This window comes from Gluconacetobacter entanii (genome assembly GCF_003206495.1).
Lineage (GTDB): Bacteria > Pseudomonadota > Alphaproteobacteria > Acetobacterales > Acetobacteraceae > Novacetimonas > Novacetimonas entanii.
Genome location: NZ_NKUF01000028.1, coordinates 1 through 21605, shown reverse-complemented (window position 1 = coordinate 21605; position 21605 = coordinate 1). Strand labels below are relative to the sequence as shown.

At 63.4% G+C, this 21605-nt stretch carries 19 protein-coding genes; 18 read left to right on the top strand and 1 reads right to left on the bottom strand.

Annotated elements, in window-relative coordinates:
* Positions 1 to 260: 260 nt before the first annotated feature.
* The 18 genes from CFR72_RS11685 (at position 261) to ligD (ending at position 20961) form a co-directional block, all read left to right on the top strand.
* Positions 261 to 950, top strand: coding sequence for a GntR family transcriptional regulator (locus CFR72_RS11685; RefSeq protein ID WP_110914115.1), 690 nt, complete (start codon positions 261 to 263; stop codon positions 948 to 950).
* 516 nt (positions 951 to 1466) lie between these two features.
* A complete protein-coding gene (locus CFR72_RS11680; protein ID WP_233043231.1) occupies positions 1467 to 2120 on the top strand; it encodes a cytochrome c3 family protein in 654 nt (217 codons plus the stop codon).
* Complete coding sequence (locus CFR72_RS11675) at positions 2108 to 4981, top strand: 4Fe-4S dicluster domain-containing protein (RefSeq protein ID WP_208630028.1); 2874 nt, start codon at positions 2108 to 2110, stop codon at positions 4979 to 4981. Before CFR72_RS11680 ends, CFR72_RS11675 begins: the two co-directional genes overlap by 13 nt.
* Positions 4978 to 6348: an NrfD/PsrC family molybdoenzyme membrane anchor subunit gene (gene nrfD / locus CFR72_RS11670; RefSeq protein WP_110914113.1), complete on the top strand. Its 1371-nt coding sequence runs from the start codon at positions 4978 to 4980 to the stop codon at positions 6346 to 6348. The genes CFR72_RS11675 and nrfD overlap by 4 nt, the downstream gene beginning before the upstream one ends.
* Positions 6345 to 6836, top strand: a complete 492-nt coding sequence (locus CFR72_RS11665) for a quinol:electron acceptor oxidoreductase subunit ActD (RefSeq protein WP_110914112.1) — start codon at positions 6345 to 6347, stop codon at positions 6834 to 6836. The genes nrfD and CFR72_RS11665 overlap by 4 nt, the downstream gene beginning before the upstream one ends.
* Positions 6833 to 7336 (top strand): c-type cytochrome, encoded by a 504-nt coding sequence (locus CFR72_RS11660; protein ID WP_110914111.1) that lies wholly within the window; start codon positions 6833 to 6835, stop codon positions 7334 to 7336. The genes CFR72_RS11665 and CFR72_RS11660 overlap by 4 nt, the downstream gene beginning before the upstream one ends.
* A complete protein-coding gene (locus CFR72_RS11655; protein WP_110914110.1) occupies positions 7333 to 8382 on the top strand; it encodes a hypothetical protein in 1050 nt (349 codons plus the stop codon). The genes CFR72_RS11660 and CFR72_RS11655 overlap by 4 nt, the downstream gene beginning before the upstream one ends.
* Positions 8375 to 8755, top strand: a complete 381-nt coding sequence (locus CFR72_RS11650) for a hypothetical protein (RefSeq protein WP_233043228.1) — start codon at positions 8375 to 8377, stop codon at positions 8753 to 8755. The genes CFR72_RS11655 and CFR72_RS11650 overlap by 8 nt, the downstream gene beginning before the upstream one ends.
* Positions 8752 to 9552 carry an SCO family protein gene (locus CFR72_RS11645; protein WP_110914109.1) on the top strand — a complete coding sequence of 267 codons (801 nt, stop codon included), beginning with the start codon at positions 8752 to 8754 and terminating at the stop codon, positions 9550 to 9552. Before CFR72_RS11650 ends, CFR72_RS11645 begins: the two co-directional genes overlap by 4 nt.
* Positions 9549 to 10547: a cytochrome c oxidase subunit II gene (gene coxB, locus CFR72_RS11640; protein ID WP_110914108.1), complete on the top strand. Its 999-nt coding sequence runs from the start codon at positions 9549 to 9551 to the stop codon at positions 10545 to 10547. Before CFR72_RS11645 ends, coxB begins: the two co-directional genes overlap by 4 nt.
* Positions 10548 to 10551: 4 nt before the next feature.
* Positions 10552 to 12201 (top strand): cytochrome c oxidase subunit I, encoded by a 1650-nt coding sequence (locus CFR72_RS11635; RefSeq protein ID WP_110914107.1) that lies wholly within the window; start codon positions 10552 to 10554, stop codon positions 12199 to 12201.
* Positions 12194 to 12826, top strand: a complete 633-nt coding sequence (locus CFR72_RS11630; RefSeq protein WP_110914106.1) for a cytochrome c oxidase subunit 3 — start codon at positions 12194 to 12196, stop codon at positions 12824 to 12826. Before CFR72_RS11635 ends, CFR72_RS11630 begins: the two co-directional genes overlap by 8 nt.
* Positions 12826 to 13140, top strand: coding sequence for a hypothetical protein (locus CFR72_RS11625; RefSeq protein ID WP_216657468.1), 315 nt, complete (start codon positions 12826 to 12828; stop codon positions 13138 to 13140). Before CFR72_RS11630 ends, CFR72_RS11625 begins: the two co-directional genes overlap by 1 nt.
* Before the next feature lie 113 nt (positions 13141 to 13253).
* A complete protein-coding gene (locus CFR72_RS11620) occupies positions 13254 to 16400 on the top strand; it encodes an efflux RND transporter permease subunit (protein WP_110914104.1) in 3147 nt (1048 codons plus the stop codon).
* Positions 16393 to 17565 (top strand): efflux RND transporter periplasmic adaptor subunit, encoded by a 1173-nt coding sequence (locus CFR72_RS11615; RefSeq protein WP_110914103.1) that lies wholly within the window; start codon positions 16393 to 16395, stop codon positions 17563 to 17565. Before CFR72_RS11620 ends, CFR72_RS11615 begins: the two co-directional genes overlap by 8 nt.
* Positions 17555 to 18973, top strand: a complete 1419-nt coding sequence (locus CFR72_RS11610) for an efflux transporter outer membrane subunit (protein WP_110914102.1) — start codon at positions 17555 to 17557, stop codon at positions 18971 to 18973. Before CFR72_RS11615 ends, CFR72_RS11610 begins: the two co-directional genes overlap by 11 nt.
* A 225-nt stretch (positions 18974 to 19198) precedes the next feature.
* Positions 19199 to 19993, top strand: coding sequence for an OBAP family protein (locus CFR72_RS11605; RefSeq protein WP_244182273.1), 795 nt, complete (start codon positions 19199 to 19201; stop codon positions 19991 to 19993).
* Between the two features lie 68 nt (positions 19994 to 20061).
* Positions 20062 to 20961, top strand: coding sequence for a non-homologous end-joining DNA ligase (ligD, locus tag CFR72_RS11600; RefSeq protein WP_110914100.1), 900 nt, complete (start codon positions 20062 to 20064; stop codon positions 20959 to 20961).
* A gap of 4 nt (positions 20962 to 20965) precedes the next feature.
* Here ligD and CFR72_RS11595 read toward each other — a convergent pair whose 3' ends face one another.
* Positions 20966 to 21361 (bottom strand): winged helix-turn-helix transcriptional regulator, encoded by a 396-nt coding sequence (locus CFR72_RS11595; protein WP_110914099.1) that lies wholly within the window; start codon positions 21359 to 21361, stop codon positions 20966 to 20968.
* Positions 21362 to 21605: the final 244 nt, after the last annotated feature.

Sequence of the window (21605 nt, the reverse complement as noted above, 5' to 3'; positions counted from 1 at the left end):
TGCAAACCGGAATGGGGACATATGAAAAATCGAAACAATTACGAAATCGGATATCACAATATGTTGATAATGCTCTAACTGAAAAATAAACACTTTATAATCAGTATATTATCTTGAAAAAAGATATTTCGGGATCGTTTTTTATGCCCGCGGATTTTATCAGGCATACCGCCCGGAGATGCGTCGCCTGTAACCGGAAGATACCTGCCTACGCGTTGATTCCGTTGCCAAAGCGGGAGAGGTTGCGCATACTATCTGGTATGCAAGAGCAGGATAAAACGGCCGACAGGAATCCTCACATCATCGAGGATCGTATCATCCGGGCGGCCCTGTCGGGTCAGATCGCCCCGGGGGAGCGGTTGGGCGAAAAGGACCTTTCGCAGATCTTCAATGTCTCCCGCACGCTTGTCCGGGAGGCGATGATGCGCCTGCAGGCCCGCGGCATTGTCGAAGTCTCGCCCCGCCGGGGATGGTTCGTCATTGAACCTTCGGTGGAGGAGGCGCGCCATACGATCGACGCCCGCCGCGCGCTGGAGGTCGGGATGCTTGTCACCATAGATGACATACAGCCATCCCAGATCCGGACCCTGCGGGAGCATGTCCTGTCCGAACAGCAGGCCCTTGCATCCGGTGACCGTGCGCAGCGCAGCTATCTTCTCGGCCATTTCCATGTCTGCCTTGCCGAAACGCTTGGAAATCCCGTGCTCGGTTCCCTGTTGCAGGACCTGACGACACGAACTGTTCTGATTGCCGCCCTGTACCAGTCCACCCATGACGCGCATGAATCATGCTGCGAACATGGCCAGATCATCGATGCCCTCGAAAAGGGGGATCCAACGGAAGCCGCAAGGTTGATGGATGTCCACCTGCGGCATGTCGAGAAGGCACTGAATTACCGTCATGTCTCAAATCGGCTGGAACATCTGAAGGCAGCCCTGCAGGCGGGATGACTTCCGCCTGCGCGGGCAGGCCCCTTTATGGCAACCGGAAGATGACGGACGTGGCGCGCATAACATGGTGTGACATGACGCCAGTCCCCCGGTTTTTCCGAACAGCTTTCCCCTTGTATCGCCGTCCATGACGATGCCTGTCATGAAGACAGGTGCTTCCCTGTTGCTGCCATACCCCTTATCGACGATCCGACGGCATGCGTCAGGGGAAACAGCACGCCCTTTGTGATTGCGCATCTGCCCCTTGCATTATCGAAGGCAGTCCGGAGCCTTCTTCAGTCCCATCAGCGTCAACCGATCCTGTTGCGGGACCGGGGTCATGGCCATGAATACTTCGCCTGCGGCAGCATGATTTATCCATTACGGAACATGCGCAGTATTCACTGCCTTGTGATGGGATCGTTTTTCCCGACAGTGACGTTCTGCGTGACAGGATCCCCAAGCGAACCGCGTGCCTGCCTGTGGCCCGACAGAAACAGGCTTTGAAAGCCGCCGTCACGGATGGAACGCAAACAGATGGGAGCGCCATTCACCCCCCGCGCCAATATCATCATGACCACATGCCTGGTTCTTGTTGCCTGTGTTCTCGTCAGTGGATGCCTGCTGTGGTTTGCATGGCCGTATTCGGATTATGACCGGCATGTGGGCTGGGCCGTCGAACAGCCTGTTCCCTTCAGCCACCAGCACCATGTCGCGGGCCTCGGGCTTGATTGCCGCTTCTGCCACAGCAGTGTGGAATGCAGCGCACAGGCCAGCCTGCCGCCAACCTTTACCTGCATGACATGCCATTCACAGATCTGGACAAATGCCGCCGTGCTCGCGGCCGTTCGGGACAGCTTGCTGAGGAACACCCCCATGACATGGCAGCGTGTGACCAATGTGCCGGACTACGTCTATTTCAATCACAGCATCCATGTCGCCAAAGGGGTTGGCTGCGAAACCTGCCACGGCAATGTGGCCGCCATGCCGCTGACCTACAAGGCGAAGACACTGACAATGCAGTTCTGTGTGGAGTGTCACCGTAATCCCGGACCGAACCTGCGCCCGGCAGAAAACATATTCGACACGGACTGGCATCGTGGTCCCGGCACACCGGGGATCGCCGCGCTGATGGCCCGGTATCACCTTGGCGGGCGTAACCTGACGGAATGTTCGATATGCCATCGCTAGGGGGGACGCCGCGCCCGCGCGCCATGGTGTCGGATACGGAACTGCTGCAGCACTTCCCACAGTTCGAAAGCGCGCTGTCCCACACGCTGGACCGTCGGCGCGTGCTCAAGTTGCTGGGGCTTGCACTGGCCAGTGGCTGGGTGGCCAGTTGTGATCCCGGCACGCCGGACCGGGGTTTCGTCTCGGCCGTGCGCGCGGCGCAAGGCGTGGTGCCCGGCCTGCCGAACATGTACGCCACGGCCCATGTGCGCGATGGCTATGCGGAGGGCATTGTGGTCACGCACCAGATGGGACGGCCCATCAAGGTGGAAGGCAATCCCGATCATCCCGGCAGCCTCGGCGCGACGGACGTGATGGCGCAGGCGCTGATCTACGATTTTTATGATCCCGACCGGGCGACAGGCCCGCTTCACAAGGGCATGCCGACCTCATGGCCGGACCTTGCCGCCGCCATGCAGAAGATGCGCGCAACCGCCATGGCCCCGCGCCCGGATGGCGCACATGCGGGCGAGGGGCTGCGTATCCTGACCGGCACGGTCACGTCCCCGACGCTGGGCCGGGCGATCGAGCAGGTTCTTGCGGCCTTTCCCGGTGCGGCATGGCATGGGTGGGACGCAATCGGGCGTGAAAATGTCACACGCGGGCTTGGCCTTGCTTATGGCGCGCCCACTGCGGTGGTTGCCGATCTGGGCCGGGCGGACGTGCTGCTTGCGCTCGATAGTGACCTGCTCGACAGTGCACCGGGACACCTGAACCATGCCCGCGCCTTTGCCGCGCGCCGCAATCCTGTCAACGGTCCCATGAACCGGCTTTATGCAGTGGAACCCACACCGTCATTGACCGGCGTTGCGGCGGATCACCGCTTCATCGCGACGCCGGGCATGATGGACGAGGTGATCGGGAGGCTGTCGGCCCATATCCTGCAAGGTGAGGCCCCCTCGGGCGGGCCTGACTGGCTTGGCCCGGTGGCCGATGACCTGCGCGCCCATCATGGCCGGGCCTTCGTGCATCTTGGCCCCGACTACCCGCCGGAGGCACAGGCCGCCATGCTGGCCATGAACGAGGCGCTGGGCGGGCGGGGACAGGTGTTCGATGTTGTTGAATCGCCCCTGTACCAATCGCTTGCGCCTGGCGGCACCCTGGACGCACTGATGGATGACATGGAACGTGGCGCGGTTCAGGCGCTGCTGATACTGGATGTAAATCCCGTCCATCAGTCGCCCCGCTTTGCCGCGGCACTGAAGCATGTGCCCACCAGCATTGCCCTGTCGGATCGCCCGCATGAAACGGCGCTGGCCGCGCACTGGCATGTGCCCCTTGCGCATATGATGGAGGAATGGGGCGATGCGCGCGGGCATGACGGCACCGTTGCCCTCATCCAGCCACAGGCCATGCCGCTTTATGGCGGCATGAACGCCGTAAGCGCCCTGCATGCCTGCCTGGGCCAGCCATTGCGCCCGGCCATGGACATGGTGCGCGCGACATGGCGCACGCAGCTTCCGTCAGCGCGTGACTGGCACGATGCCCTTGCGGCCGGTGTCATTGCGGGAACGGCGTCACGACGGATGGAGGCGCCCCTGCGGCAGGCGGCCATGCGCGTGGCATCACCGGCCCCGTCGCAGCAGAAGCCCACAGGGCCCGTACTGCTGCTGCGGCCGGATCCGTACCTGTGGGACGGGCGTGGGGCCAACAATCCGTGGCTGCAGGAACTGCCCCGCCCCCTGAGCAAGGTGGTGTGGGACAATCCGCTGCTGATCCCGCCCGACATGGCGCAGGCGATGAACCTGCGCAATGGCGACAGGGTAAGCCTGACCCGTGGCGCCACCCGGACGCAGCTTCCCGTATGGATACAGCCGGGGCAGGCGGCAGGCTGTGTGGTCGGTCTGCTGGGATGGGGACGCCGCCACGCGGGCGAGACGGGCAGTGATGTCGGCTGCGACCTGTATCCGTTCCGCGAGGCCGATGGCCCCGTCAGGATCGAGGCGGCGCATGGCGGCGGCGTGCCCGTCGCCAGCACGGAGCATCACGCCACGCGGGTCGATGCATCCCCATCCGACGTGGCGCGGCATGGCACGCTGGCGCAGTTCCATGAGCGCGCGGATTTCCTTGGCAACATATCCGGGGCGCAGGACACGCTGTACCGCCGCGAACCCGATGCCCCCGTGGCATGGGGCATGAGCATCGACCTCAATGCCTGCATTGGCTGCAACGCGTGTGTAACCGCCTGCCAGGTGGAGAACAATATCCCCGTGGTGGGCCGTGAGGAGGTGCTGCGCCAGCGCGAAATGCACTGGTTGCGGATTGACCGTGTGTACGAAGGAACGCAGCACGCGCCTGATACGTTCTTCCAGCCGATGCTCTGCATGCATTGCGAACAGGCACCGTGCGAAACCGTCTGTCCGGTGGGGGCGACAACGCATGATTCTGAAGGCCTGAATGTCATGGTCTATAATCGGTGTATCGGCACGAAATTCTGTTCCAACAACTGCCCCTACAAGGTCAGGCGGTTCAATTACTTCGCCTTCGCCGAACAGGAGAGCAGGCCCGCCATCAGCCGCAACCCCGATGTATCGGTCAGGGCGCGCGGCGTTATGGAAAAATGTACCTTCTGCGTGCAGCGCATCGCCCAGGCCCGCATTGTTGCCGACCGCGATGGGGTGGGTGAACATGTTGTCACTGCCTGTCAGGCGGCATGTCCCGCACAGGCCATCAGCTTTGGCGATATCAACGATCCCGCAGCAGAAGTGACACGCCGCAAGGCCAGTCCGCTGACCTATGCCGCCCTGCCCGAACAGGGCACGCACCCGCGCGTGACCTATGAGGGGCGTATCCTCAATCGCAATCCGGCGATTGCGTCATGACGGGGGGCACAGGTGCCGGGACGGGGGATGATGTCCTCATCTTCCCCACCGAGACCCCGCATTCGTTGACGCAACGCATCTGCGCCATCACCCTGCATGAGGGCGAGGAGGGATGGACGCCCCTGTGGTGGTGGCTGGGGCTGGGCCTTGCCCTTGCACTGCTGGGCATGGGGGTCGTGTCCGTGGCGTGGCTGTTTTACGCGGGGCTGGGCATATGGGGGATCGACTGGCCCGTGGCGTGGGGGTTTGACATCCTCAATTACGTCTGGTGGATCGCCATCGCCTCGGGCGGGACGTTCATTTCAGCCCTGTTCTTCCTGCTGCGCGCGCCGTGGCGTACCTCGCTCAACCGCCTGGCCGAAAGCCTGACCCTGTGCGCTGCGCTCTGCGCGGCCATATTTCCCATCCTGCACCTGGGGCGGCCGCGTTTTTTCTACTGGCTGTTTCCCTATCCCAACACCATGGGGCTGTGGGCGCAGTTCCGCAGCCCGCTTGTGTGGGATTTCTTTGCCATCCTTGCCTATGTGCTGTGTTCGATCCTGTTCTGGTATTTCGGGCTGCTGCCCGATCTGGCCACCCTGCGCGACCGGGCGCAGAGGCGCTGGCAGCGCGTGTTCTATGGCGTGCTGGCGATGGGGTTTCGTGGCTCGGGGCGGCAGTGGCGGCATTACCAGCCTGTCTATGGCGTCATGGCGGCGCTGATGGCGCCGCTGGTTGTCTCGGTCCACAGCATCGTCGGCATGGATTTCGCGGGGGGCGCCACACCCGGATGGCATTCGACCCAGTTCCCGACATTCTTTGTCTTCGGCGCGGCGCTGTCGGGGTTTGCCATCGTGCTGCTGGCGGTGATACCGCTGCGCCCGGCCATGGGACTGCAGGCCTACATCACGCCGCGGCACATCGACATACTGGGACGCCTGCTGCTCACCAGCAGCCTGTGCGTGGCCTACGCCTATGTGATGGATGTGTTTTCAACATATTACGGCCCCGACCCGGCGGACAGGATCATGTTCGCCTTCCGGCTTCGTGGCCTGTACGCGCCCATCTACTGTGGCACCATCGTGCTCAATATCGTGTTTCCGCAACTGCTGTGGTGGCGCGCGGTCAGGCTGAACCGGCCGGTGGTGTGGCTGGTCTGCCTTGGCGTGCTGGTCGGCATGTGGCTGGAGCGCTTTGAAATCATCGTCACCAGTCTTGCACGCACGCAGCTTCCTTCCGCATGGGGGCAGTACATGCCCACCATGTGGGAATGGAGCCTGCTGTGCGGCAGTATCGGGCTGTTCCTGACCGCCTTTCTCCTGCTGCTGCGCTTCATCCCCATGCTTGCCATGGCGGAGATGCGCGCCATGATCGGTAACCGGCCATGATTGTCGCGGCCTTCGCCACGGAACGCGCCCTGCATGATGCCGTGGCCGACCTGCGGCGTGATGTGACCTGCCGGGTTGAAACCTATGGCGCGTCCCCGCCGGAGGAGGGCGGTTCTTTCTCCATCGTGCCGCTGCTCATGCTGGGCGGGGGCATGGTGGGGGCTGTGGGTGGCTTTGGCATGCAGGTCTATGCCACGACACTGGCTTACCCGCAGGATATCGGTGGCAGGCCGGATCTTTCGTGGCCGTCCTACATCCCGGCCAGTTTTGAACTGGCGGTGATGGGGGCGATCCTTGCGGGCATGATCGGTTATTTCGCGACCGTGCGCCTGCCACGCCTTCATGATCCGGTGGATGAGGCCGGGGCCATGCAGGGGGTCATGACAGGCGGCCATGTGGCCGTGGTGCGCGGGTTTGATGACAGTGATGCGGTGCGGGCCGTGTTCGTCCGGCATGGTGCACTGACGATCGAGGACATCGCGCCATGAGGCCCGTGTGGCCGCTGCGCATCCTGCCCGGCGCGCTGCTGCTTCTGGCTGCCGGGTGCGATGACATGTCGAAGCAGCATAAGGAAAACCCATATGCCAGCGCCCGCAGCGCGCCGGCGGACGTGGCGCAGGGCAGCGTGGAATATCATGACGCCCCACATCCCGCGCCCGCCCTGACATTGGCCCTGCTGCAACTGGGGCGCAGTGAATATGATGCCTTCTGCGCGCCGTGCCATGCCCGGACGGGGCAGGGGGACGGCATGGTGGTGCAAAGGGGTTTTCCCGCGCCGCTCCCCCTTGCGACCGCCCCGACACGCAGCGCCACACCGGCGCAGCTTTATGCCATCATCACGTCGGGGCAGGGGATCATGTATGGCTTTGCCCAACGGATCATGCCCGATGACCGATGGGCCATCGTGGCCTACCTGTATGCGCTGCGCCGCAGTCAGTACGCCATGCTGGCCGCACGGCCCGCCTTGCCACAGGCCATCCGGCCATGACCCGCGCCCGGCGCGTGGCGCTCCTGGTTGCGGCTGTCGCGCTGGCTGGCATGGTGGCCAGCGCCATCCGGATGCCCGCCGCCCTGTTTCCCGCATGGCTTGCAGTTGGGGCGGCATGGCTTGGCTGGCCGCTGGGCAGCATGGCGCTCCTGCTGGTGCATGCCCTGACGGGCGGGCGCTGGGGTGAAATCCTGCATCCTGCCCTGCGCGCGGGGATTGCGACGCTGCCTGTGGGCCTGCCCGCGCTGGGGGGCGTGATGCTGGGCGCGCGTTACCTGTATCCATGGCTGCACCCGGACGGGACGGTGGTGCTGACAAACGGTTTCTATCTCAATGCGCCGGCCGCACTGGCGCGGGCGGCGCTCTATGGGGTTGCGTGGGGCGTGCTGGGCCTGATCTGCCTGCGCGGGCGGGATCTGGGGCGGGTGGCGCCAGCGGGGCTGATCGTGCTGGGATTTACATCCGGTTTTGCCGCAATCGACCTGACGGAATCCCTTGATCCGCATTTCAGTTCCAGTGCTTACGGGCTTGTCGCCTCTGCCGGGGCGGTGCTGCTGGCATTCGCCGTGGGGATCGTGCTGGCGGGCATGCAGGCCAGCACGGCGGAGCTGCGGGATCTGGCGCGCCTGCTGCTGGGGCTTACGGTGCTGTGGGCCTATCTGGACTTCATGCAGTTCCTGATCGTGTGGCAGTCGAACCTGCCGGTGGAGGCCGCATGGTACGGCCCGCGCCTGCGCGGCGGGTGGGGGATGGTGGCGCTGGGTCTTGTGGGATTGCATTTCATCGCGCCGTTTGTGCTGCTGGCCATACCGTCCCTGCAGGTGCGGCGTCCCGTTGTCGTGGCGGTGGCTGCGTTGCTGGTGGGTATGGAGGTGGTGCGCAATTTCTGGCTTGTGCTGCCCGGCCGGACCTCTGCGCATATGGTGCTGCCGGTGCTGCTGTCGCTTGCCTTCTTCGGCAGCGCCAGTGTCCTTGCGGCGTTCCGCCCCGGCACGCTGGCACCATTCGCGCCATGCAGGGACGCGCGGAGGGATGCCCATGTCTGAGCAGCATCCCGGCGCGCAGCCACCGCCGCGGCATGAACTCCGCGACATCTCCTTTCGCGCGGTCATGGCCGGGGGACTGGCCATCGGTCTGGCAGTGGGGGGGCTTGTGGTGGTGGCGGACATGCTGTTTCCGCAAAAGTCGCTTGATCGCCTGCTCAAGCCGCCTTTCCCGGTCATTGCCGAACCGCGCCTGCAATCCGATCCGGCGGCGGACATGGCGGCGTTTGCGGCACATGAGCGCGATATTCTCAACAGTTCCGGCTGGACGGACAGGGACAGGGGCATCGGGCATATCCCGATCGCGCAGGCGATGCAGGACATCGCGGATGAGGGAATCCCCGGCTGGCCGACAGGCGAAGGGGTGTCACCATGATGGGGCACTGTGCCATCCGTTACGTAATGCTGGCGATTGTGCTGGCCTGTATCGCGCCTGCATGGCGGGCACGATATGCTGATGCAAAGGAAGCATTGCAGGCGCTGGCCTTTACCCCGCGACAGGGCACCGCCCTGCCGCTGGATACGCCCTTTACCGATACATCGGGGCAGACCCGGCCACTCGGGGCCTTTCTGGGCCATGGGGCCACCATCGTCTCGATGGGATATTATGCCTGCCCCAACATGTGCGAACTCGAACGCAGGGACCTGCTGGATGCGCTGGCGCGGGGTGGGCTGAAAACACCGGCCGATTATACGCTGCTGGTTGTCAGCATCGACCCTGCGGAAACACGCATCATGGCGCGGCAGGCGCTGGAGGAGGATCTGGCGCGATCTGCCGATCCCGGGGCCGGGCAGGGATGGCATTTCGTGACCGGCGCACCCGCCAGCATACAGCGCCTGTCGCGTGCGGTGGGATTTCACGCGCGCTATGACGAAAAACTGCATCAGTACCTGCACCCCATGGGGCTGGTGTTCATCACACCGGCGGGCATCGTCTCGGGCTATGTGCTGGGCATTGGCTACCGGCCGGGCGACATACGCCAGGCCCTGTCCCATGCCGCGCGCGGGGAGCAAGCCCGGGCCGTGCCCATCCTGCTTCTGTGCTTCCATTATGATGAGACGACCGGGCGTTATACGCTGGCGGTGGAAAAACTGCTGAAGCTGGGTGCCGGCCTGACCGTGCTGACGCTTGGTACCCTGCTGGGCATGGCCCACTGGCGGGGGCAGCGATGACCTGGCTGCCCGAAGCCTCGGCCCATGCCGGCCGGGTCGATATCCTGCTGGCGGGGCTGCTGCTGATCAGTCTGGCGGTACTTGGGCTGGTGTTCGGGCTGATGATGCTCAACATCATCCGCTTCCGCGTAGGAAGCCGGGTGCCCGTGTCGGAGGAGACGGTGGCCCATAAAAGCTGGCGTTTCGAGATTGGCTGGACCTCGATGACGCTGGCTGTCTTCTTCGCGCTCTTCATCTGGGCGGCGCGGCTTTACGTGGTGGGGTTCCAGCCACCGTCCGGTGCGATCCAGATCTATGTCACCGGCAAGCAGTGGATGTGGAAGGTCCAGTATCCCGGTGGCCAGCGCGAGATCAATGCGCTGCATGTGCCACTGGGGCGGCCGGTGCAACTTCTGCTGACGTCGGAAGATGTCATCCATGATTTCTCGATCCCCGTACTGCGGATCAAGCATGACGTGCTGCCCGGCCGGTACCAGAGCCTGTGGTTCACCGCCACAAGGGCGGGATCCTTCCGTTTTTACTGCACGCAGTTCTGTGGCATCGGACATTCGCGCATGACCGGCACCCTGATTGTCCTGACCCCGACGGAGTATGCCGGATGGCTGGGGCAGACCCCCGCGAGCGGCAGCCTTGCCACCAGGGGGGAGGCCCTGTTCATCCGCAACGGATGCAGCGGCTGCCATGTGTCGCAGCCTTATGCCCCCGGTGCGGACGACACCGGCCGCGCGCCGTCCATGGTGGGACTGTATGGCAGCGAGATCACCGGGGCGGATGGCCGGCGCGTACGGGTCGATAGCGCGTTCTTGCACGACGCCATCCTCCATGCCGGGCCTGCGCGCGGGGATGAGGCAGCTTACGCCACCCGGATGCCGTCGTACCGTGGCGTGCTGGGGGAGGAGGACGTGGCGGCCCTGATCGCCTATCTCCAGACCCTTTCGCCCGCCCGTTCATCGGGCATGGGGGTCTCGGCTGTCGGCGTGCGTGAAGGGAACTGACACCATGAACCCCATACCCGGTCCCGACATCGTGCAGCGCAGCTACCTGTGGCAGGATGGCACGCTGCGCTCGTGGCTGCTGACAACCGACCATAAACGGATCGCGCTGCTCTACATGGCCACGATCACCGCGTTTTTCGCCCTTGGCAGCTTTGGCGCGGCCCTGATCCGGCTGCACCTGATTTCCCCCACCGGGGCGATCCTGTCCGACGGGACATACAGCCGCATGTTCACCATGCATGGCATTGTCATGGTCTGGCTGTTCCTTGTGCCGTCCATCCCGGTCACGCTGGGCAATTTTCTCGTCCCCCTCATGCTCGGCGCAGAGGACCTGGCGTTTCCACGCCTGAACCTGATCAGTTGGTACCTGTTCATCATGGCAGGTGCGCTGGTGGTCTACGGGCTGTTCCGTGGGGGGCTGGAAACGGGATGGACCTTCTATACCCCGCTTTCCACCGATTATGCCGAAGGGCGCGTGCTGCCGGTCGTGGCGGGGGTGTTCCTCAGCGGGTTTTCCTCCATCGCCACGGGCGTGAACTTCATCATCAGCATCCATCAGCTACGCGCGCCGGGGCTGACATGGTACCGGCTGCCGCTCATGCTGTGGGCGCTGTATGCCACCAGCGTCATTTTCGTGCTGGCGACCCCGGTGCTCAGCATCACGCTGCTTTTGCTGGCGTTCGAGCATTTCTTCCATGTCGGGGTCTTTGACCCCGCGCTGGGGGGCGATCCGCTCCTGTTCCAGCACCTGTTCTGGTTCTACTCCCACCCGGCGGTGTACATCATGATCCTGCCGGGCATGGGCGTGGTCAGCGAGGTCGTGAGCACGTTCTGCCACAAGCCGGTCTTCGGCTACCGCTTCGTGGCGTGGTCTTCCATTTCCATCGCGGCCATCGGCTTTCTGGTCTGGGGGCACCACATGTTCGTGGCCGGCACATCGCTGTATGCGGCGGTCGTGTTTTCGATGCTGAGTTTCCTGGTCTCGGTGCCATCGGCCATCAAGGTCTTCAACTGGCTGGGCACCATGCATGGGGGGGCCATACGGCTTGACGCGCCGATGCTTTACGCCATGGGGTTCATCGGGCTTTTTACGGTCGGCGGCCTTACGGGGCTGTTCCTCGCGTCCCTGGCCAGTGACGTGCACCTGACGCAGACATATTTCGTGGTGGCGCATTTCCACTACATCATGGTCGGGGGCATGGTCTCGGCCTACTTTGCCGGGCTGCATTACTGGTGGCCCAAGATGGCAGGGCGCATGTATCCCGAAATGTGGGGGCGCACGGCGGCGGCGCTGCTGTTCTTCGGCTTCAACCTGACATTCTTTCCCCAGTTCATCCTGGGGTATGAGGGCATGCCGCGCCGGTATGCGACCTATCCCGCGCAGTTTCAGGTGCTCAATGTCCTGTCCTCCGCAGGGGCCAGCATCCTTGCGCTGGCCTATATCCTGCCGCTGGTCTACTTCGCCTGGTCGCTGTTCCGTGGCGCGCGGGCCACCGACAATCCGTGGCAGGCAACCGGGCTCGAATGGCGGACATCCTCGCCCCCGCCGACGCAAAACTTCGCCACCCCGCCCGTCGTCACGCATGAGGCCTATGATTACGCGGCGCTGGACCATCCGGACACCGCCCCGCGTGCGGAGGCCCCGCATGTCTGAACATCTCGCCCCCTATGACAGTGTGCAGCATCGTGACGAGACGGCAATCGCCGGCATGTGGCTGTTCCTTGCCAGTGAAATCCTGCTGTTTGGCGGCCTGTTCCTGATCTTTGTGGTCTATTCCCACACCCGCGCCGCAGGCTGGGCGCTGGGGGTCAGGCAGACCAGCCTCATGATCGGCGGCATCAACACCGCACTCCTGCTGAGCAGCAGCATGCTCTATACTCTTGGGGTTGAATCCGCGCGCAACGGCAATGCGCGCGCCGTCCTGCATGCGGGGCTTGGCGCGGCCGGGCTTGGTGTGGCCTTCCTGTGCCTGAAGGGATGGGAATGGCATACCGAACTGGATGAGCACCTGTTCCCCGGCCCCGGATTTGCCCTTGGCGGTCCGCAGGCGGGCGGGGCGCAGCTTTTCTACAGTTTCTATTTCCTGTCCACCGCGCTGCATGGCCTGCACATGCTGGTGGGGATCGGCCTGATCGCGTGGGTCTGCCTGCGGGTTTACCGGGGCAGGGGGACGCCGCTCCGGGTCGTGCCGGTGGAGGTCGTCGGTCTTTACTGGAGCTTCGTTGACATGGTCTGGGTCCTGCTGTTCCCCGTCCTGTACCTGATCGGGCGGGTGTGATGGCAGGCATCGTGTCATGCTGGGCCGCGTTGCTGCTGCTGCTGGCGGTGGAACTGCTCCTGAGTGCGGCCGGGGCCAACTGGGGCATTGGCGGATGTGCCGGACTGATGGCGCTGCTGGTGGCCTATGGCTTCATGCGTATTACGCGCGCGCCGGCGCTGGCCACGATCTTTGCCCTTGGCGGCCTGTTCTGGCTGTCCATCCTGCTGGCGCTGGGCAGTCTGGACAGTTTCACGCGCACCAATTTTCCCGTGGGCGACACGTTGTCTTCCACCGCACGGAATCCGCGCACACCGCCCGATACCGCGCCCTGATACGAAATTCCCCGTCGCGCGCCATGAACCGGCCAGCATGACGGGCGTTATCCGAAGCCGGACGGCATAACGAACTCCAGGGCATCATAGCCAAGAGGAAGCAGGCAGGTGGCATGAATGCAATTGTCCAACTGGCACTTGCCCGTCCCTATACATTTGTCGTGATGGCCATCCTGATCGCCATAGCCGGCGTGCTTTCCGCCATCCGCACGCCGGAGGACATCTTTCCCGATATCGGCATTCCCGTCATTGCGGTGGCGTGGACCTACAGCAACCTTTCGCCGCAGGATATGTCCGGGCGCATCGAGCTTCCGTTCCAGCGCGTGCTGACCACAACGGTCAACAATATCGAACATATCGAGGGGCAGTCGCTGACAGGGATCGGGGTTACAAAAATCTTCTTCCAGCCGGGCACCGATGTACGCGTCGCCAACGCGCAGGTCACGGCCATCGCCCAGACCATCCTGCGCCAGTTGCCCATCGGCACCACCCCGCCGCTGATCCTGAACTACAACGCCTCCACCGTGCCGATCGTGCAGCTTGCCCTGTCGGGCGAGGGGATGAGCGAACAGCAGCTTTATGATTACGGCTTCAACTTCATCCGCAACCGTCTGGTCACGGTGCCCGGTGCCGCCCTGCCTTATCCCTATGGCGGCCGCGTGCGCCAGATCCAGATGGACCTTGACCCCGGCAAGCTTCAGTCCCGGGGCGTATCGGCGCAGGATGTGGGCAACGCCCTGAACAGCCAGACACAGATCACCCCCGTCGGTTTCGTGAAGATCGGCGAATACCAGTATAATTTCCGGCTGAACAACGCGCCCCTTTCGGTTGACCTGCTCAACATGCTGCCGGTGCGCACGGTCAATGGCGCGGTGGTGCGGGTGCGCGACGGCGCCATGCCCCAGCAGAACGTGGTGCATGTCGATGGGCAGCGTTCGGCGCTGATGACCGTGCTGAAATCGGGTGCGACCTCCACAATCGCCATCGTCGCCGGGATCAAGGCGATGATCCCCGATGCGACACGCGGCCTGCCAAAGCAACTCAGGCTCAGGCCCGTCAATGACCAGTCGCTGTTCGTCCGGGCCGCCGTGGAAGGGGTCATGCGCGAGGGGGCGATCGCGGCGGGACTGACCAGCCTCATGATCCTGCTGTTCCTTGGCTCGTGGCGGTCCACGCTTATTGTCGCGACCTCCATCCCGTTATCGGTCATGGGGGCGGTCGCGGCGCTGTCCACGCTGGGCGAGACGCTGAATGTCATGACGCTTGGCGGCCTTGCGCTGGCGGTGGGCATACTGGTGGATGAAGCGACGGTCACGATCGAGAATATCGAGCGTCATCTGGAAATGGGCAGCGATGTCCATGCCGCCATCATCGATGGATCGCGTGAGATCATCGTCCCGGCCTTCCTCTCGCTCATCTGCATCTGCATCGTGTTCGTGCCGATGTTCTACCTGCCGGGGGTTGCGGGATTCCTGTTCGTGCCGATGGCGCTGTCGGTCATGTTCGCCATGGTCATGTCCTTCATCCTGTCGCGCACGCTGGTGCCGACCATGGCCATGTTCCTGCTGCGCCCGCATGGGGATGCACGACAGCATCGGGAAAATATCCTCACACGCTTCCAGCACGGGTTCGAGCGGCGTTTCGATGCGCTGCGCGGGCGCTACGGCGCGCTTTTGCAAAGCATACTGGAGCATCGCGGCCGGTTCGTGGCCGGGTTCCTGTGCTTTGCCGGGCTGAGCATGGGCCTGCTCCCGTTCCTTGGCCGCAACTTCTTCCCGCAGGTCGATGCGGGCACGATGACCCTGCATGTGCGCGGCCCCGTTGGCATGCGGATCGAGGAGACGTCGGCCCTGTTCCAGCGCATCGAAAAACAGATCCGCCAGCGGGTTCCGGCGGCCGAGCTTGAATCCATCGCCGACAATATCGGCCTGCCGACGAGCGCGATCAACACCGCCTATAACGCCTCTGGCACCATCGGGCCGCAGGACGGGGATATCCTTGTCGCGCTGAAGGAAAACCATCGTCCGACGGCGCAGTACATCCACACCCTGCGCCGCGACCTGCCCCGTGCCTTCCCCGAGGCCAGCTTTGCCTTCCTGCCATCGGACATCACGACGCAGATCCTCAATTTCGGCGCACCGGCCCCGATCGACATCCAGGTTTCCGGCCCCAACCCGGACGAGACGCGACAGTTTGCCGAGCGCATATTGCGCGCCATACGCCGCATTGATGGTCTGGTCGATGCCCGCATCCAGCAGCCCGGCCATTATCCCGAACTGCGTTTCGAGGCCGACCGCACCCGCATCAGCCAGCTTGGCCTGACGGAAGGTGATGTCACCACCTCCATCGCCACCTCCATCGCCGGGACCGTGCAGACCGCCCCGCTATACTGGCTGGACCCGCACAGCATGGTCACATATCCCATTGCGGTGCAGATGCCCGAATACCGCATCAGTTCGCTGGCGGATATCATCGGCCTGCCCGTAACCGGGGCGTCAACCACACAGTTGCAGGTGCTCGGCGCGCTGGGCACGATCACGCGCGGCACGACGTCACCGGTCGAGGCACAGTATAATATCCGCCCGCTGGTCGATGTGTTCGCAGGTGGGGACGGGCGCGACTTGGGGGCGATTGCATCAGACGTGCAGGCCGCCCTGCACCGTCTGGAGCATGACCGGCCGGAAACCGTCACGGTCACGCTGCGCGGCCAGTACCAGGCCATGACGACCGCATTTTCGGGCATGGGGTTCGGCCTGCTGGGCGCGATCGTGCTGATCTACCTGCTTATCGTCATCAATTTCCAGAGCTGGACCGATCCATGCATCGTTGTCCTCGCGCTGCCGGGGGCGCTGGCGGGTATATGCTGGATGCTGTTTGCAACGCATACCCCGCTCTCCGTCCCCGCGCTGACGGGGGCGATCATGTGCATGGGGGTGGGGACGGCCAATTCCATCCTGGTCATCACCTTCTGCCGCGAACAACTGGCAGAACATGGAGATGCGCTCAAGGCGGCGCTGAACGCGGGGAGCACCCGCCTGCGGCCCGTCATCATGACAGCACTTTCCATGATCATCGGCATGCTGCCCATGGCGCTGGGGCTGGGCGAAGGGGGGGAGCAGAATGCACCGCTGGGCCGCGCCGTCATCGGTGGCCTGATCTTCGCCACCTGCGCTTCGCTGTTTTTCGTGCCAACACTCTTTGCCATCATCTACGACCGGCGTGCACGCCGTAGCCCCGACGGGGCACATTCTCATGGCTGAGGGGTCCGCCGCCGTACATGCCGGGTCCCGGCCCCGCCTGCGCTGGATCCTCCTTGGCGGCGCATGTCTTTTCGGGATCATCCTGATGACGGGAACGCTCACGCGTCTTCATGAACGCCGCAATCTCCATGCCACCAATGTCGCGGCACTGGTGCCCAGCGTGAATATCGCGCATCCGGGTGGCCATGCCGTCGATACGCTGGTGCTGCCCGGTATCCTGCAGGCCTGGTACAGCGCCCCCGTCTATGCCCGGACCAATGGCTACCTGCGGCAATGGTATGTCGATATCGGGCAGAAGGTGGAGGCCGGGCAGCTTCTGGCGGAAATCGACACGCCTGATGTTGACCTGCAACTGGCCGGTGCAAGGGCCGCGCTGGGCACCCGCACCGCGCAGCGCGACCTGGCGCGGATTACCTCGCGCCGGTGGGACCGGCTGAATGCCCAGAATGCCGTATCGCAGCAGGAAACGGACGAACGCCGGGGCAACCTTGCCGCAAGCGAGGCCACACGTCATGAGGCGGAGGCGGAGGTTGAACGGCTTGAAACGCTTTCCGCCTTCAAGCGCATCATCGCCCCCTTTGCCGGTGTGGTGACCAGCCGTGCGACCGATATCGGGGCGCTGATCGTGGCGGGCACGGCGGCCAGCCAGCCGCTTTTTACCGTATCGGACGTGACCCGCCTGCGGCTTTATGTCCGTGTGCCGCAGGCCTATGCCGCACGGATGCATGAGGGGTTTGTCGTGCACTTTACCGTGCCCGATTACCGCAACCGGCAGTTCGAGGCCCACCTGCTTCATTCCTCGGACGCGGTGGATTCCCAGTCGGGCACGATGCTGGTCCAGCTTGTCTATGATAACGGGGAAAATCTTCTCAAGCCGGGGGCCTATGCCCAGATCGCCTTTACGTTCCATGGCCCTGGGCCACAGGCGCCGGCCGCCGTGCGCATCCCCGCCAGCAGCCTGCTTTTCCGCCTGGACGGGACAACCGTGGCGCTGGTGGATGCGCATGACCATGTCAGGATACGGCCTGTCTCGATCCTGATCGATTTCGGGACCGAACTGGAGGTCACGGGACTTGCGCCACAGGACAGGATCATAACCAACCCGCCCGATGATATCGGGGACGGGGACCCCGTCAGACCGCGTGAGAGCGGGCATGGTGCCTGAACGGGGCAGGGCGGTCCTGCTCCTTTTCGTGCTGCTGTGTGGCTGCAATCTGGCCCCGCGTTACCACAGGCCCGTATTGCCCGGTATCCCCGGCGCGTTCAGGGAAACGGGCGTGTGGACACCGGCGCAACCCGCGGATACGGCGCCACGCGGTGCGTGGTGGACGGTCATGGGGGATGGGGTTCTGGACCGGCTGGAGGACCGGATCGAACATGGCAGCCCGCAACTGGCTGCCGCCATGGCGCGATATGACGAGGCGCGCGCGCTGGTCAGGCGGGCACGGGCGGAGTTCTTTCCCCAGATTGATGCAACAGCCAGTGCGCAGCGTGAACGCAGCCTGTTTCCCGCCACGGGCAATTATTACGAATATCATGACTTTGAAACCGGCGGCACCGTATCGTGGGAGCCGGACATCTGGGGACGCATCCGCAATCTGGTCAGGGCGGCGCGGGCCAATGCGCAGGCCAGTGCGGCCGATCTGGGCGCGCTCCGCCTCAGCCTGGAGGGGGAACTGGGCGATGATTATTTCCAGCTTCGCGGTCTGGATGCGCGCATCAGCCTGCTGCAAAGGACCATAGCCGCCTATTCCGCCGCGCTGGACCTGACGACAAAGCGCTTTGTCGGTGGGGCTGCGAATGAACTCGATGTCGGCCGTGCCCGCACGCAGTTGACCACGACGCAGTCCCAACTGGAACAGCAGGTGGCGGACCGTGCGCTGGTGGAACACGCCATTGCCGTACTGATCGGGGAGCAACCTTCCACCTTTTCAATCCCGCCAGCAGATGACCTGCCGCCCGTGCCGGTCATTCCCGTCATCGCACCCGCCCACCTGCTGGAACGCAGGCCCGATGTCGCATCGGCGGAGCGGCATATGGCCGCGGCGAACGCGCGGATCGGCGTGGCGCGGGCGGCCTTCTTTCCCAACATCACGCTTGGGGCGACGGGAGGGTCGGAAACCACGACCAGCATGCTCGCCTCGGCCGGGAGTGGTGTCTGGGCGCTTGGCCCGGCGCTGGCGACACTGGCCATATTCGACGGTGGGCGGCGGTTTGCCAATCTGGCGCTCACGCATGCGGAATATGCGCAGGCCGCAGCCAGTTACCGGCAGACCGCCCTGACGGCCTTTCGGGAGGTGGAGGACCAGCTTGCCCTCCTCAATCACCTTGCCGATGCCGCCGCGCGGCAGGAAGAAGGCGTGGTGGCCGCCACGCGCACCGATCATCTGGCAAGTGTCCAGTATCGCGAAGGGGCCGTTGACTACCTTCAGGTTGTCATTGCCCAGACGGCGGAATTACAGGCGCGCGAAGACCTGATTACGGTCAATACGCGTCGCCTGATGAGTGGCATCGACCTTGTGCGGGCCATGGGGGGCGGCTGGGGTGCCCATGATGGGGAAAAGGGAAAATAGCTTTCTGTTGTCAGAAGGTTTTTGAAAAAACACCGGACACTCCTTCATGATCTGGAGGAATCCGTCAAGGGCAGGCAGTCCCCACGATATATGCTGACGACATCGCGGCACATGGCGGCATGGCTACATCGCGTGCCATGTCCGTAACAGGCCACGAAACTTCGGCAGGAAGGCGTGCTTTATAGCGACAACGGGCACGGTTCGTATTGCCTGAAAGGAGAGACCATGTCGTTCCTGCATAATCTTGCCTGTCGGCGATGTTTCAACCGCACACTGGCCGCAACCCTTGTCGTCGCCCCTTTTGCGGCAATCGCAGGACGCAGGGCCGGTGCGGCGGACAGGAAGCTGGCGCCCGTGCCCGGTGGCCCGACCTCCCTGCGCAGCAATGTTCTCGACACGGCGGCCGACACCTTGCAGGTCAAGAAACCGATTGATGCGATGAGCGAGTACCTCAACGGTTTCCATTTCTATGCCGATGATCTGGGCCGTCAGGTCGAAGCCAATCATTTCTGCACGCATCTGAGCGAGGATTTCCATCAATGCGTGATTTATGAAGCCAACCAGAAAAATGCTCGGCTGATCGGGATTGAATATATCGTAAGTGAGAAAATATTCAGGACACTTCCTGAAGAAGAAAGGAAATTATGGCATAGCCATGATTACGAGGTAAAATCCGGCATGCTCGTCGCACCCGGCGTACCCGATATCGGGGAGCATGCGTTCATGGCCGATCTTGTCACCACATATGGCAAGACATGGCATACGTGGCAGGTTGACCGGGATCATGACCTGCCCCTGGGGATTCCCCAACTGATGATGGGCTTTACCCGTGATGGCCAGATACGCCAGTCGCTGCTGGAGGATCGGGACAGGCGGTTTGGCATTTCCACCCCGGATGAAAAAAGGAACCGCGCCGATATCCCGACCCCGCAGATCGTACCGGGCGCCAACGCATGGCAGGGCGGCACGACACCGCAGATACAGCTTGTTGACATGCCGGTAAAAACCATTGCCCACTAATGCGGCGGTAGAAACCCTCCTGCCGCTTCATATGCAGCAGCACACCCGCACAGGAAGGCAGATGCAAAATGTCCGCAGCGGAACCTTCCCCGGCCCCGGATGACCAGGGCGTGACGCTGACCCACCCGGACCGGGTTTACTGGCCGGACGTTGGCATAACCAAGGCAGGGCTGGCCGATTACTATACTGCCGTATGGCCACGCATGGCCCCGTTCATTACCGACCGGCCGCTGGCCCTGCTACGCTGCCCCGAAGGAATCGGGGGGACACGCTTCTTTCAGAAAAATGCGTGGAAAGGCATGAATTCCCACATTCTGGCGCTTGATGATCCGCACGGTGATCCGCATGGCCACCTGATCGGTATCCATGATCTTGGTGGCCTGATGGGACTGGTGCAGGGGGCCGCGCTGGAAATTCATCCGTGGGGTGCATCATGCGCTGATCTGGAGCGACCAGACCAGTTGGTCATGGACCTTGATCCGGGGGAGGATGTGGGATGGGTGGCAGTCATCGCGGCCGCGCGGGAAGTGCGTGCGCGACTTGAGGCCCGTGGTCTGGTGGCTTTCGTCAAGACCTCCGGCGGCAAGGGACTGCATGTCGTGGCCCCGCTTGAGCCTGTGGCGGACTGGGACAGGGTAAAGACCTTTGCCCACACGCTGGCGCAGGTCATGGCCGCCGACAGCCCCGAGCGCTTTGTGACAACCGTTTCCAGGGCAAAGCGCCATGGCAGGATCCTGCTCGATTACCTGCGCAACCAGCGGGGGGCGACATCGGTGGCGCCCTATTCAACCCGTGCACGCGCCACCGCACCGGTTTCGATGCCGGTGGCGTGGGCGGAACTGGACATGCTCACCGGTCCCGCGCAATTCACGCTAGGCAACGCCGTGGAACGGCTTGCATCACAGCAGGAGGACCCGTGGGCGGGGTTTCATGCGGCACGCCGGCCGATCGCACCAGACGCGCCCTGAGCGGCTAGCGTTCCTGCCCGGTGGCCATGTTCCGTTCCACGCAATCCAGCAGGTCCGTATGTTCCGCCCCCCAGCGATAGAGCATTTCCAGCGGCGTTATGAACTGCCGCCCCAATGCGGTCAGGCGGTATTCAACGGCGGGCGGCATGACCTGCATGACCTCACGTGTCACCAGTCCCATCCGTTCAAGTTCACGCAGGGTCTGTGTCATCATCTTCTTTGACAGGCCCGGAATGGTGCGCTGGAGCTGGCCGGGGCGGGATGCACCGCCAAGCAGGTGCAGCGTGTGCAGGATCATGGTGGTCCATTTGCCGCTGAACAGGCGGAGCAGGCGGCGCGGCGCGCAGTCCTCCGAAAAGGGGGCCTGGCGGTAGATGTCGGGCAGGGGGGCGAGGTTCATCTGGAAGCTCCCGGGAACCTTTGGGTGACCAGGGCACGAAAAGGTGCCGGATTGCCTTTTATAGCGTTTGCCAACAGCGTGTGACACCCACAACGACATTCATGGAGGAACAGATGTCTTCTGTGGTTGCCGTCCGTTATGCAATAGTTTTCTGACCCATATTGACGTGTGATCGTGTGCGGTCTTCTGTAAGGCCTGTTGATGTGGCCTTTCAGAAGCCACTGGCCAGTATGGTGATCAGCGG